The organism is Agarivorans aestuarii (assembly GCF_019670125.1).
In the GTDB taxonomy this organism is placed as follows: domain Bacteria; phylum Pseudomonadota; class Gammaproteobacteria; order Enterobacterales; family Celerinatantimonadaceae; genus Agarivorans; species Agarivorans aestuarii.
Genome location: NZ_AP023033.1, coordinates 1401966 through 1415919, shown reverse-complemented (window position 1 = coordinate 1415919; position 13954 = coordinate 1401966). Strand labels below are relative to the sequence as shown.

Sequence of the window (13954 nt, the reverse complement as noted above, 5' to 3'; positions counted from 1 at the left end):
AGAATAACGAAATGAAACTATCAGAAGTATTTTCAACGAAAACCGCCAAGTTTATCGAAGCGGTTGTAGAAAAGAATTTTGACAAAGCCAATGAGCAGTTGCATAAGGGAGCCAGTATTAACGAAATAGGGCTCAATGGAATCACTCCGTTGCTATGGGTTTATACTGATTCAAATGATACGCATAAGCTTGTAGAGTATATGCTACTCAATGGAGCAAACCCAAGTTACCGAGATGAACAAGGTTTCTCTGCATTGTATTTAGCTACAGGCGGAGATCGGAAAGAGATCCTTGAAGTGCTATTGAAATATGGTGGAGACCCTAATTTGGAAGCGCCAGAAAAATTGGGCGGAGCATTTAGAAGAACGATGTTAATGGTAGCTATTTCTAATTTTAGAGAAGAGTATTTTAATCTGTTATTGGATCATGGTGCAGATGTAAATTGGAATATAGAGGGCAATAAAGGTTCGCTAAATGTAATTCAATCAACTATAAATGTCGGTCGTTTTGATTGGACTTTATTTTTCCTTAAAAAAGGATTCAAGGGGAATTTACAAGAAGTTGCAGTGTCAGCTCATGTTACAAAGGTATCCGATGACATGAAGCCTTATAAACAAGACGTTTTTACTTATTTAGAAACTAAAGGCGTTAACATACAGCAAGCCATTGCGAATTTCGAAGCCAGAGGCGTTGTTCTTAATGAGTAAAGAAAATAAAGTTAAAAGGACACCTAATTTTTTTAACTAGTCCAAATAGAGGAAGCCTCAACCACAGCACATGTTAGTTAACCTGGGCTAGGGCTAGGGATAAGGAAGTAACAATAACTCTGCAACCCAGTACTTAATCTAGCTTCATGTTTCTGTCGAGATAGTTTTGCTTAGTTTAAGGCGAAGCTGCGTGCCAATAGCTAGCCTAATGCAAGTAGCTTCAACACCGAAATAAGTAAAAGTAGCCGCTAGAAACTAGTTTGTTATCCCGAGCTCAGGTTAGTTATTTGGACTAATATCCGTATTTTTTCGTGACCTCACTCCACCAAACACTTTAACAAGCGCGCCTCAAGATTTTCATCAAGTTTATCGGCGATCACTTCTATGCGGCTTTCTAGGCAGTCATCTAGCTCAGCTTCGCTTAGGCCATCGCTGGTGTAGTTGTAAGCAAATACGCCGCTGCTAGTGATAAATACGGCTTTTATACGCTCTACTTTTAAACTTAATAGCAGCAAACACAGCTTCTTGCGGTCGAATACTTTATTGGGGGCAAAACGCCAGCCTATACTGCTAAACCCTTCGCCTTGGTTGCTGGCTTTTAAGTAACCCCTCTCTGGAATAACTTGCTCGGAGGCAAGTGGTTTATCGTGACCATGATGATGATGTTCATCGGGTGCATAGCTACCCGCCGTAGCGCCTTGCAGGCAGCTAATGTCCATCTGACCTTTTTTGCTAAACAGAACTTGCGCAACTTTGCGACCGTGTTGAGCAACATATTCACGTAGCTGTTGCTGCTCATCTGTTTGATAAAGGTCTAACTTATTGCCTATCACCGTATCGGCTATGGCGATTTGTTGGTTGAAGGTTTCGTGGCTAGTGTAACGGGCATCACTAAGGTTTCTGGCATCCACTAAGGTTATGGTTTTGTTTAGTGCTAACACTTGTTGGTAATACTTGGATGAGAGCACTTGTAACACTTCTTTTGGATGACCTAATCCGGTAGGTTCGATGAGTAGCCTGTCTGGGGTTGATTCACTTAACAACTGATTTAATGCGATTTGCATTGGCAAGCCCGCAGCGCAGCACATGCAGCCTCCTGGTACTTCGCGAATATACACTTGTTGCTGCTGATGTTGGCCTTTTAACAAAGCGCCATCTATACCAATTTCGCCAAACTCATTCACGAGCACCGCCCAGCGTTCGTTTTCTGGTTTATTGCGCATTAGCTGCAAAATAGCGGAGGTTTTACCTACACCTAAAAAGCCGGTGATGATATTAGTTGGTACGGCGCTAATGGGCTGGCGCTTACTGCTCATGGTTTGTGTTCCAATTAATTAAAAAAGGTAAGCATTGCTGCAAAAACTAAGTATTGGTTATAGCATTACTTGACTGAGGAAAGAACGTTGATTACTAGACTAACTCAACCAAGCCTTTAAGTTTAAGACTTGGTTTAATGAAGGGGCTAAACAAGTAATACAGGTTAAAAAAGCTGAAAGCCTTAATGCTCTGGGCAATCGCAATTGTTGTGATCATGCTGGTGACACAAACGATAATTCATCCAGTGGCCAACAGCTACTAACGTTGCGCCTAACAAGGTAAGCGATTTTTCGCCAATTTCCCCAATACGGTCTTCACCAAGGGCGACTGCCAAAATCAATAGAGCCAAACCTGCAACACCCCATAGCAGCACTTTGGTTCGTTTGTGTTGTTTACACCCCATGGTGAGTGCATAAGCACTAATGGGTATAACCGCTACTACCATCCAAAGGTGAAAAGCCTCGTTGTGTAAAGGTAGCGCAACCATGCTGGGCACTAAGACAAACAACAGAGGTAATGCCAAACAATGAATGGCGCACGCAAGTGATAAACCGATGGCGAACTTATCGCCGATTGCTTGAGTGACTTTCATTAACTTTCCTTGTTTTAAATGTTGATTAAATTAAGCCGCTTGCTGAATACAGTCTTCGCATAGGCAGTTCATTTCCAATTGCTGACTAACTAAGGTAAAACCAGCCTGCTCGGCATTGTGTTTTAACTCGTTAATGGTTGAAGCAGCGATGCTGATTTCTTTTACTTTGCTGCACTTGCCGCATATCAAAAATTGCGGTACCCCATGGCTATGGCTGCAGCAAATATGCGCACAAGCGACATATTTATTGGCCAAGCTAAGTTTGTGCACAAGGTGCTCGGTTTCTAGAAAATCAAGGATGCGATACACCGACATGGCAGGAATGCTTTGGTCGAATAGTTGCTTACAATAATCGGTGAGTTCATAAGCAGAGAGCGCTTTGTTTGACTGCACCAAGCCAGATAACACCTGTTTGCGTTTGGTAGTTAAGCGAACACCTCGTTGCTTGCAGTGTTGCTCGGCATGTTGAATAACGCTATCAATTTGCATCATAAATTTGCTCACATTTTGTTTTACTTGATTAAAAGTAACCCGCCGACAAAATGTTACGTTATATCATAACCGTAATTCAAGGCTTATTTTAATTTTATGTTCGAGGTAAATTGCAATGGCCTAATTAATAGTAAAACCAGATTGACCAACAAACCTTTAGGCGCTTTATAAGTAGGAGTAATAAAGAGGCTATATGTTGCATCGCTTATAGCCTCTTTAGGAATATGTTCAGAACAATAACAAAAGACATTAACGCCGAATAATGATTGAAGCTTCTAACTGGAAGCTACGCCCAAGCTCTTGTTCAATGCGCGCTTTAAGCCCATCTAATTGTTGGTCGTTTAGTGAATGTTCACTAACCAACTGCAAATGTAAAGTGAGCGGCTTGGTGCTTTGGGCGCGAACTGTTCGCAGTAATACCTGGTTAAAGGTTTTACCTTGCAGGCGCTGCACTATTTGCGCTTCTTCTGATAGGCGGTTAAAGCTAAATACCAGTGGAATGCTCACAAGGGTCACTGCGACTAATGCGATGCCGAGTCCCTTTTTGGCGCGAGTGAACGGAGCAAAACCTAAGGCTAAAAACGTTAAAGCGGCCGAAAATACAATGCCGGCTAAGTTAGTTAAAAACAGCAAAAAGGCGCCAGATGCTACACCAACATTAAGCCAGCCTAAGCCTATGCCAGTTACCGCTAAAGGCGGCACCAAGGCCACAGCAATAGCAACGCCTGCCAAGCTTTTGGCCGCATCAATTCGCGCATGGGCATAAGCACCGGCAATGCCGGAGATAATAGCCACCCCTAAATCAAGCAAATTGGGGCTTAGGCGCGCCGAGATTTCTGGTGTAATCACTTCCATTGGAATAATAAAGCTGGCGCCTGCAGCAAAGCCCAAGGCCACACACAAGCCAGTAAACAAAGTACCTAAACTGGCGGTCATTAAACTGGGATCTTGGCGAGTAAGCGCCATAGAAAGCGAAATAATCGGCGCCATTAACGGCGCTAAGATCATCGCACCAATTATCACCGGTGCCGAGCTGGCATAAAGGCCAATAGTAGCTAATAACGTAGACAAAACCATTAGGGTTAAAAAGGCTGGCGAGGTAGTGGCGTTGTCGCGCAGCAGTTGATACAGATCTTTAAACTCTTCTTTGGCTGCGTGGGCGATCCACGGTAAAGGCTTAGCGGCCATGGCATTTATCGCTTCACCTTCTGGCAAGTTGGCGATTTTGCGGCTCTCTTTTACTGCAGTGGCGCTGTCTTGGCAGAGCATGTCTGCAGAGGGCAAAATACTCAGTGCTCGGTGTTCGCATTCAATGCTTAAGCTGTCAGCCTTAGCGATTACCCCATCGTGCCAATACTCCAACTCATTCTCAGCTTTAACTTCTATCGATTTAGATTTGATTAAACTAAGAAAACGCGGCTTTTTCACCACCCGACCAAACATCGCCAAGACCAAAAAGCGAAACATTTCCATAATACTGCGCGGCGCTAACAACATGCTTTCTAGCATGCCGTCGTTACAGTGAGTATCGACAAGAATGCGCTTCGACAGCATAGAACCTTGAGCATGCTCAATAATCACTAAACCCACCAAAGAGGTTTCTAAACAGGTTTCACTGCTGGTGGTTAAGCTGAGTTTTTGCGGTTTAATTTCGCCAATTTTGCGTATGTTTTGCCAAGTCTGGGCAATGCGCTGTCGCCACGAAGCATTGTGCCCGCCAGGTCGCAGGTTAAAGCTATGTCCTACCACTAAGTGATTTAACACCACTCGCTGGTTACAACGCAGTACATCAATTTTTGTGGCTTCGGCTTGCTGAAACTCGGCCAATGCTTTCTCTGGAGAGTTAGCCAAACTAAAAGCCCGGCGGGCATGGTTTGCTTTAGGGTGAGGCAATACCGCAACAACCCATTGCTGCTCCACTGCAAGCGCAATGGCAGCAGTTAAGCTTTCATCACTGAGATAACAATAAACCAGGCTTTCGGCTTTAAACTCGGGCGGTTGGTTCGCATCCCACATTTTTGGCAATATTACATCGTCGAACAGTGGAACGAGTTTTTGACTCACCATGTCGCTGGCGTCGGGCTCAAATAACAAAAAACTATCGGCCATTCCTGTTTCCATACAAGAGTTTAGATCTTACCTCAGCATGGGGGCTGTCGCTTAAAACTGCAAGTAACAGCGCTACCAGTTAGTACCCATTTTTTAGCGCTCTGCTCATTTAGCACTGCCTAAATATTCTACATTTAGCCTTGATAACCATAGATTTTCTTTGTGGCCTAAAATTTTTTTATTATTAATAACAAATAAAACAGTTAAACAAGCATCACGACTAAAGCCTTAATTTGCGGGCATTTAGACGTCCATGCGGCTAACTAAACTTGAAAGCATCGTTTATTTTGTAAACAAGATGCAAAAAACCGCCGCTATTTTTTTCTAGTGTATTCTGCTATAACTTCCCTGAAACACTAAGGGTTCACGCTGTTTTGCAAGGATAGTGCAGAATATGAACTCAATAAAAATAACGAATTAAAAACACAACAAGGACCATTATGAAACGTGTCATTCAATCTGCGATTGCCGCAGTAACACTGTTATCAAGTGCTGCTTTTGCTCAGCAAACATTGCTACAAGAAATCACCGAATCTGGCGAGCTACGCGCTTGTTTTGATGCTGGCTACATGCCATTTGAAATGAAGGCCAAAAACGGCCAGTTCATTGGTTTTGATATTGATTTAGGTAAGCAAATGGCGCGTGCAATGGGCGTTAAATACGTACCAGTAAACACCGCTTGGGACGGTATTATTCCTACCCTACTTACTGGTAAGTGTCACCTAATTATGGGCGGCATGACCATTACGCCACAACGTAATATGCAAGTTAACTTTGCAGACCCATACGTAGTCATTGGCCAATCAATCCTACTTAGCCCTAAATTAGAAGACAAAGTAACCAGCTACCGTGACCTAAACAGCGACCAATACACTGTGGTAACTAAATTAGGTACTACTGGTGAAGGTGCAATTAAGCGCTACATTCCTAAAGCTAAAGTAAATCTATTTGAAACCCAATCTGAAGCGGTACTAGAAGTGACTAACGGCAAAGCCGATGCCTTCATTTACGACTTACCGTTTAACGCGATTTATGCGGCAGAAAACCAAGGTCAACTAACTCACCTAGATCAACCGTTCACTTTTGAACCACTAGGTTGGGCTGTTCGCCAAGGCGATCCTGATTTCTTAAACTTCTTGAACGGTTACTTGCGTCAAATTAAAGGTGACGGCACCTACGACCGCATTTACGACAAGTGGTTTAAAGACGACGCTTGGTTAAAACAAGTTCAATAGAAAGACTTAAGTGGCTGCCCTTAGCAGCCACTTTTCTTTACTAAGCGCGCCTTAAGCGTGCTTAGTAAAGTAAAACCAAATATTAATAAAAGAGCTTCAGATGCAAACTCAAGCAAGCAAAATTCTGTGGAATGGTGTTTTTGTTGCCATTTTACTTAGCCTATGCGGACTCATTTATCTGTCGGGCGAAAAAATTGACTATAACTGGAACTGGCAACGTGTTGTTCCTTACATCGTAAATAACGAAGCAGCCAGCGTTAGTGCGCCGCAAGACGGCAGCATAGAAAGTAACGCCGCTGGGCAACTGCAGCTGGTATCCGATGTAGGTGAAGTATTAGTAAACCTTGCTGAATTTGAAAACATTTCGGTATATGAAGGCGATTTGGTTTTTGAAGGCGACCAACTGGCCTCCTCTGAAGAGTGGCGAATTGGCCCGCTCACCGAAGGCTTAATTGTTACGATTAAAATTTCATTATGGTCATTGGTTTTTGCCATTTTGCTTGGCTTAGTGATTGGCTTAATGCGTATCGCCGACAACCCAGCGCTGCGTAAACTGTCGATCACCTATATTGAGATTATTCGCGGCACACCACTGCTGGTACAAATTTTTATTGTGTACTTCTTCATTGGCACCGTATTCGACTTAGAACGCTTTACTGCAGGTGTGATTGCTTTATCGGTGTTTACTGCTGCCTACGTAGCGGAGATCATCCGCTCAGGTATTCAATCTATTCCTAAAGGCCAAATGGAAGCCGCGCGCTCGCTGGGTATGAACTACCCACAAGCCATGATAAATGTGATTTTGCCTCAGGCATTTAAACGTACCTTGCCACCAATGGCTGGCCAGTTTATTAACCTAATTAAAGATTCTTCACTGGTATCGGTGATCTCGATTACCGATTTAACCAAAGCCGGACGAGAAGTAGTAAGTGGCAGTTTTGCGCCCTTTGAAGTGTGGTTTACCGTAGCCCTGCTTTACTTAGTACTTACCAGCAGCCTGTCTTGGGCTATTCAACGCTTAGAAAAGAGGTTAGCTGCCAGTGACTAAAGATTATCAAGGCGACGACATGATCGTTGCAAAAAAGATTAACAAAATTTACCCCAATGGCTGTCATGCATTAAAAGACGTATCGGCAACGGTAAACCGTGGCGAAGTAGTGGTGATTGTAGGGCCATCTGGCTCGGGTAAGTCAACGTTTTTACGTACCTTAAACCAGCTAGAAACCGTAAGCAGCGGCACCATTCATATTGATGGCACCGATATGTACGCCAAAGGCACCAACATTAATAGCCTGCGTGAAGAAGTAGGTATGGTGTTCCAAAACTTCAACTTGTTCCCACACAAAACAGCCTTAGGCAATGTAATGCTAGCGCCAATAAAAGTGGCTAAGCGCCCTGCCCAACAAGCCGAAGATGAAGCCAAAGCCTTGCTACTTAAAGTAGGTTTAGCAGATAGAATGGGCAACTACCCTTCTCACCTCTCTGGTGGACAGCAGCAACGTGTTGCGATTGCTCGCGCCCTAGCGATGCAGCCAAACATCATGTTGTTTGATGAGCCCACCTCAGCGCTAGATCCAGAAATGGTAGGCGAAGTATTAGACGTGATGAAAGGCCTAGCTGCCGACGGTATGACCATGGTGGTAGTGACCCACGAAATGGGCTTTGCCCGAGAAGTGGCAGACCGAGTATTGTTTATGGAAGACGGCGAGTTATTGGTTGAAGCCTCTCCTGAAGCCTTCTTTGGCAATCCTAGCCACCCAAGGCTGCAGCAGTTTTTGTCGATGGTTCTTTAACGAGACTTTGAATTACACAACAAAAAGGGAGCTTAAGCTCCCTTTTTGTTTGCAGGCGTTACACCAACACCTTCAACTAAATTGCTGCCAAAACGCCCGCACAATCTCTTTATCTGCTCGCTCACGTAACTTGATTAAATAAATGGGTACTTGGCTACTATAAGCAAATTGCTCCACTTTCAAGCTTACCAATAAGCCCTGCTCTAGCTCTTGCTGCACAATGTGCTCGGGCATTCTTGCCCAACCTAAGCCTGCTAACAGCAATTCCTTTTTCAGATGATAGTCATTTACATACCAGCGTTGGCCACCAGCAATCACATTAATATTGTCTGAACGTGCCTCGGAGCCAGAATCAGCCAATAAAATATGTGGTTTGTTACGCAACATGCTTTGTTTAAGCACTTGTTCGTGCTGCTCAAACAAGTGTGGTGCAGCTGCAGTTATCATGTGAACTTTACCTACTTCTACAAAATCAAAGCGACCATCTAAACCTATGTTGGGTGCCAAGGCTAGATCGGATTGTTGCTTTAACAGAGCTTCTAGAATGCCAGATAAATGGCCAGTGTCTAAGTTAAGTTGCAACTTACTATAGTGTTTTGAAAAAGCCTCTATTTTGCTCACTAGCGGTGGTAAATAGCACATTGGGCTTAAGGTGAGAGCAAGCTCCGGATCGGCGCCTTGCGCAAGCTCATGGCCTAATAGCTCCAACTCATTCGCTTGTTTAAGCAAACTTTTGGCTTTAACTAAAAATCGCTCTCCTTCTGCGGTAAGTGTGGGGCGATAACTAGTGCGATTAAACAGAGTAATAGAAAAGTACTGCTCTAAGCTTTTAACCGATGCACTTAAGGTAGGTTGGGTTTTGTTTAAGTGCTGCGCTGCTGCGCGAAAGCTCCCTAGCTTGGCAACACTCACAAAGGCGCGTAGCTGCTCATGATTCATGTTCACTCTCGATATTGACACCCTTACAAACAGCTTAATCTATATAGATAAATACAATCAAGATTATCCAAATAAGTGATTATTTATCTTTCATGACATTTGCTATTCTGCGCAGCACATTCACAAGCTCAATGGCTTACATTGAAAGAGGTAAAGTGGATAGCACAATCATCATCTTGCACCTGGTTGCTTTATTAACCGGAATTTCTAAATTCTCTATTGGAGGAATGGGCGCACTTATCTTGCCCTTGTTACTCATCGCCTATCCCGATGGGCAAGCACTGGCGATACTCATCCCAATGTTTTTACTCACCGACATTCTCACCATGGCGGTATATCGCCACAAAATAGCATGGCGAATTCTACTGCGTTTGTTGGTATTTATGGTGTTGGGCTGTGGGATTGGTGCACTGTTGCTCTCCTATTTGGACCCTGGCGAATTTACCCTAGCCATTGGCTCTATCATTCTTGGTATGCTGGTTTTAAGTATCTACTTGGAACGCAGCAACTCACAATGTATGAAAACACCCGCGGTAGCTGCTGGCAGCGGCGTATTTGCCGGCTTTATTAGTATGACCGCCAATTCTGCTGGCCCAATAATAAGTTTATACATGATGCAGCAACAACTAGGTAAAACCAGTTATGTAAGCACCCGTGCCTGGGTAGCAGGCTTAGTTAACGTAGCCAAGGTTCCTATGCTAATCAGTATTGGCTTGCTCAACATAGAAACAGCAAAAACCAGTTTAAGTGCTCTGCCTAGTCTGCTAGTTGGTTGCGCCTTGGGTTTTCTTATACTCAAAAAGATCAACTTAAAACAAATGGCCTGGGCAATTAGAGTGCTAATTTTGTTTGCCGCGATAAAGCTACTATTCAACTAAGCTAAACACGGCTAGATTCGCCCCCAATAACTCTACAACGCAGCTTGTCTTCCGCCTCAAGAGTGATAACAAATAGTTATTAAATTAATAACTTTTAATAATTTAACAAAATTTACCGAGCTGCATATACTTTCTCCATCGAAACAAAACAACGCAACAGTTTACAAATTAAGGTTTGGAGAAGAATTATGAAAATGAATCACGTAGGTATCATGGTAGGCGATATGGACAAAGCGGTAGAGTTCTACACTAAAGCGCTAGGCCTTCGCATTGTAATGGACAACACTAAAGTAATTGAAGAGCGCGAATCAGCAATCGGTCGCATGTGTATCGCAGTATTTGGTGAAGGCTTCAAAGGTTTTAATATTGCCCACCTTGTGACTTCTGACGGTATTGGAGTAGAACTGTTTGAAATGAAAGAGCGCGATGAGCGTCACGAGGTAGACTTCTCTCGCCTTGGTATCTTCCATTTCTGTTTACAACTACCTAAAGAGCAGTTTGAATCAGCAATCAAACGTGTTGAAGAATTTGGCGGTAAAGTGCGCATGGACATTCACCGTTATCACCCAGAAGATGATTCTAAGCAAGCGCAAATGGTTTACCTAGAAGACCCATTTGGTAACCTATTTGAGTTCTACTCGCACTCTTACGAAGACACGTATGCCTCTGATTACGAGTAAGTAATATCATAATATAACTATCACAAAAGGCTTAGCAGCGATGCTAAGCCTTTTTTTTGGGCTAATTCTAGCTATCGATTATTTAGCGTGGTAAGCCTTAGATACGGCATAGCTATCTTCAAACCAGTTCCAACTTTTTACTTTGCCGTTAACCACATGAACACGAACTGCCCAACTAAATTTACCGGTATCAATACCCGACTCATTGGCAATCGCACTCATAGTGCCCATAAACACCGCTTGTTCACCATTGGCAAAGCTATAGTCGGTTGTCCAACTAGTTACCTTTAAACCCGCACCAAATTTAGGAAGAAAGCTGTTAAACACTGTCTCTTTACCCTGCCAGTTTCCAATCCAAGGAATATTGGAATCACCTTCGTTATGCCAAACAAAATCATCGCTCATTAGCGAATCAAGCTTCTCCGCATCACCGGAGCCAGCCGCCCATAAAAATGCCTGAGCTGTCTCTAGCGTTTTGGCTGAGTCAACCAGCTTCGCCGCATCAGAATCGGCGTGTACAGCGCTTAGCTGGAACATAGCAATAAGGCCAATTAACGTTAGTATTGAGTTTTTCTTAATCATGGTATTTCTCCGAATGAGTTTTTGCTGCTTGGTCCAATCACTATACCTGTGCTAATTTTTAGGTAAATTCGCCAAATAAGCACTTTGGATATGCAAAAATGCACAGCATTAGATGGGCCGACTTACAATATGTATTAGCCGTTGCCAATGAAGGCTCGTTATCTGCCGCAGCAAGGTCACTAGGTGTAAATCACAGCACAGTATTACGCCGACTAAATGCCTTTGAATATCGTCATAAGCTGCAGGTTTTTCATAAGCTGCCAACAGGCTATAAATTAACAGTGGAAGGTCGCCAGTTACTTGACTCTGCATTATCTATCGAATCAACCGTTAAAAGCTTAGAGCGAAGAATGTTCGGCCAAGAAATGAAGCTGGAAGGGACGCTACGCTTAACAACTACCGACTCGCTATTGCGCTTTGTTCTGGCCAAGCACTTGGCTGTATTTCATCGGCTTTACCCGCGGATCCAGTTAGAACTTAATGTAACACCTCGTCGTTTGGAGCTTTCCAACTTAGAGGCTGATGTAGCGATTCGCCCAACTCAATCTCTGCCAGAAAATCTTAAAGGCATTAAGTTGTGTGAAATGGCTTTTGGCGTTTATGGAACGCCAAAATACATATCCAGCTTGAAGGGGAAACACCCTTTACGATCTGCGCATTGGTTAGAGATGAGCCAAGGCAGTGCCTCGCACTTAATTTCAACATTCATTCCTGAGGAGCAAGTGGTGCTTAAAGCAGATTCATTCGAGCCGCTTCTTATGGCCGCCGAGCAGCATATTGGCTTAGCCTACCTGCCTTGTTTTGTTGGTGAGTCTTCAGAGAAACTGCAAAGAGTAGACTTGAAAGTGGAGCACGATCAAACAGAATTATGGATGATGACCCACATTGATTTGGAAAATTCCGCAAAAGTAAAAGCCTTCTTCGAATTTATGGAAACAGAACTAAAGTCAGACCAAAACGTTTGGCGCACTTTAGCAATCTAATTGCTAATGGTTAAATGCTGCAGCTAAATCACTGGCTCTGATTGTCAGGGTTCGAGCAAATTCAGCTAAGTAAATGTTGATACTAAAGCATTTTTGGACAATTCCGAGCTATCCCCCTAGCTTAATCAAAGAATTGGAATAATTTCCGCTGTTGTCATCAGTTCACACGATCTTAATCATTAGAGGGTTATGCATCGTGGTCAGAAAGCAACTGTTGAATAACTGTAATGAAGATAAAAATAATGAAAGCCCAAAAAATAAACGAGTAAGAAAACCTTGACCCCAAAAAGGTATAAGTGTCTGACTTTCCACTATAAGAAAGAAAATTAAACGGGAAACCAATGATTCTCTCTGGAGTAAAGAATGCGCTAAACTGCAAAACGATAGCTACAGTACATAAACTTACTATAGCGGTAATGCGCTTTATCTTTTGAGTAAAACCCATTCTATAAAGACTCAGAACCTTGAATGACAACTGACTTCAATTTGAATCATGTCAACCCATAATGGCGCAAAGCTTGTTACAACACCAGCCTTCACCTCGCCTTCAATTAAAACCCTTAACTGTAAGCTGAGTTGCTAAACAACAAAAAGCCGCCCAAATAGGTGGCTTTAATATAATTTTTGCGGAACCTGCCTTTTATTGCGACTGCTCTACCGCCACACTCACCGCAACACTGGCACCCACCATAGGGTTGTTGCCCATGCCGACTAAGCCCATCATCTCTACATGCGCTGGTACTGAAGAAGATCCTGCAAATTGGGCATCGCAGTGCATTCTACCCATGGTATCGGTTAAACCATAGGAAGCTGGCCCTGCACCAACATTATCTGGGTGCATGGTTCGCCCAGTACCACCGCCAGAGGCTACCGAGAAGTATTCTTTGCCCAGTAACAAGCGCTCTTTTTTGTAGGTGCCCGCAACCGGATGCTGAAAACGCGCAGCGTTGGTAGAGTTACCAGTAATAGATATATCCACGCCTTCGTGATGCATTACTGCCACACCTTCAACCACGTCGTCGGTTCCATAACAGCGAATAGAGGCTCGGTGTCCTTTACCAAACACTTTTTCACGAGTGATATTGAGCTCGCCGGTTTGATAATCAAACTGCGTTTGCACGTAGGTAAAACCATTCATGCGCGCAATCATATAGGCGGCGTCTTTACCAAGGCCGTTAAGAATAAGGCGCAGCGGTTTACTTCTTACTTGGTTGGCATATTCAGAGATTTTAATCGCCCCTTCTGCAGCGGCATAAGACTCATGGCCTGCCAAAAAGCAAAAACAGTCTGACTGAGTAGAAAGCAAGCGAGAAGCAAGTTGGCCATGCCCTAAGCCCACCTTACGTTGGTCGGCTACCGAGCCAGGTACACAAAAACTTTGTAAGGCCTCACCTATCGAGAGAGCAGCTTGCTCAGCGGTTTTATCTTGCTTTTTAATTGCAATGGCTCCGCCCAGTACATAAGCCCAAGCGGCATTTTCGAAAGCAATCGGTTGAGTGGTTAAGGTAATGTCATGTGGGTCAAACCCGCGAGACTGACACAGCTCTCGAGCCGCTTCCAACGATTCAATTTGATACTGGGCTAAGGTTTGCTCAATCCGCTCAATTCGGCGCTCTTTTCCTTCAAATTCTGCCATGATACTGCTCC

The 13954-nt window shown here is 43.6% G+C and carries 14 protein-coding genes; 7 read left to right on the top strand and 7 right to left on the bottom strand.

From position 1 onward, the window contains the following. Positions 1-11: 11 nt before the first annotated feature. Positions 12-707, top strand: coding sequence for an ankyrin repeat domain-containing protein (locus K5609_RS06610; protein ID WP_221076480.1), 696 nt, complete (start codon positions 12-14; stop codon positions 705-707). Positions 708-1024: 317 nt separating this feature from the next. Here K5609_RS06610 and K5609_RS06605 read toward each other — a convergent pair whose 3' ends face one another. The 4 genes from K5609_RS06605 to K5609_RS06590 form a co-directional block, all read right to left on the bottom strand. Continuing rightward, complete coding sequence (locus K5609_RS06605) at positions 1025-2023, bottom strand: CobW family GTP-binding protein (RefSeq protein WP_221076479.1); 999 nt, start codon at positions 2021-2023, stop codon at positions 1025-1027. Between the two features lie 182 nt (positions 2024-2205). Further along, the gene (locus K5609_RS06600) at positions 2206-2616 is read right to left on the bottom strand and encodes a MerC domain-containing protein (protein WP_221076478.1); all 411 of its coding nucleotides are present in this window, start codon (positions 2614-2616) and stop codon (positions 2206-2208) included. A gap of 30 nt (positions 2617-2646) precedes the next feature. Then, positions 2647-3120 carry a Fur family transcriptional regulator gene (locus K5609_RS06595; protein ID WP_246611951.1) on the bottom strand — a complete coding sequence of 158 codons (474 nt, stop codon included), beginning with the start codon at positions 3118-3120 and terminating at the stop codon, positions 2647-2649. 237 nt (positions 3121-3357) lie between these two features. Continuing rightward, on the bottom strand, positions 3358-5217 hold the full coding sequence (locus K5609_RS06590) for a TIGR00341 family protein (RefSeq protein WP_221076477.1): 1860 nt from the start codon (positions 5215-5217) through the stop codon (positions 3358-3360). A 440-nt stretch (positions 5218-5657) separates the two neighbouring features. Here K5609_RS06590 and K5609_RS06585 point away from each other — a divergent pair, with 440 nt between their 5' ends. The 3 genes from K5609_RS06585 (at position 5658) to K5609_RS06575 (ending at position 8245) form a co-directional block, all read left to right on the top strand. Beyond that, a complete protein-coding gene (locus tag K5609_RS06585) occupies positions 5658-6452 on the top strand; it encodes a transporter substrate-binding domain-containing protein (RefSeq protein ID WP_221076476.1) in 795 nt (264 codons plus the stop codon). 100 nt (positions 6453-6552) lie between these two features. Further along, the gene (locus K5609_RS06580; protein ID WP_221076475.1) at positions 6553-7500 is read left to right on the top strand and encodes an amino acid ABC transporter permease; all 948 of its coding nucleotides are present in this window, start codon (positions 6553-6555) and stop codon (positions 7498-7500) included. A 19-nt stretch (positions 7501-7519) separates the two neighbouring features. After that, positions 7520-8245 carry an amino acid ABC transporter ATP-binding protein gene (locus tag K5609_RS06575; protein ID WP_221077212.1) on the top strand — a complete coding sequence of 242 codons (726 nt, stop codon included), beginning with the start codon at positions 7520-7522 and terminating at the stop codon, positions 8243-8245. A gap of 72 nt (positions 8246-8317) precedes the next feature. On the opposite strand, the gene K5609_RS06570 is transcribed toward K5609_RS06575, so the two are convergent. Next, complete coding sequence (locus K5609_RS06570; protein WP_221076474.1) at positions 8318-9184, bottom strand: LysR family transcriptional regulator; 867 nt, start codon at positions 9182-9184, stop codon at positions 8318-8320. 155 nt (positions 9185-9339) lie between these two features. On the opposite strand from K5609_RS06570, the gene K5609_RS06565 reads away from it, so the two are divergent. Both K5609_RS06565 and K5609_RS06560 read left to right on the top strand, forming a co-directional pair. Continuing rightward, entirely contained in the window at positions 9340-10062 is a 723-nt protein-coding gene (locus tag K5609_RS06565) for a sulfite exporter TauE/SafE family protein (protein WP_221076473.1), read from the top strand. A gap of 188 nt (positions 10063-10250) precedes the next feature. Next, positions 10251-10742, top strand: a complete 492-nt coding sequence (locus tag K5609_RS06560) for a VOC family protein (RefSeq protein WP_221076472.1) — start codon at positions 10251-10253, stop codon at positions 10740-10742. A 78-nt stretch (positions 10743-10820) separates the two neighbouring features. Here the strand turns inward: K5609_RS06560 and K5609_RS06555 are convergent, their stop codons facing one another. Further along, entirely contained in the window at positions 10821-11324 is a 504-nt protein-coding gene (locus K5609_RS06555) for a nuclear transport factor 2 family protein (RefSeq protein WP_221076471.1), read from the bottom strand. A 98-nt stretch (positions 11325-11422) separates the two neighbouring features. Here K5609_RS06555 and K5609_RS06550 point away from each other — a divergent pair, with 98 nt between their 5' ends. Beyond that, positions 11423-12307, top strand: coding sequence for a LysR family transcriptional regulator (locus K5609_RS06550; RefSeq protein WP_221076470.1), 885 nt, complete (start codon positions 11423-11425; stop codon positions 12305-12307). Between the two features lie 640 nt (positions 12308-12947). Here the strand turns inward: K5609_RS06550 and K5609_RS06545 are convergent. Beyond that, positions 12948-13943: a GGGtGRT protein gene (locus K5609_RS06545; protein WP_220720741.1), complete on the bottom strand. Its 996-nt coding sequence runs from the start codon at positions 13941-13943 to the stop codon at positions 12948-12950. Positions 13944-13954: the final 11 nt, after the last annotated feature.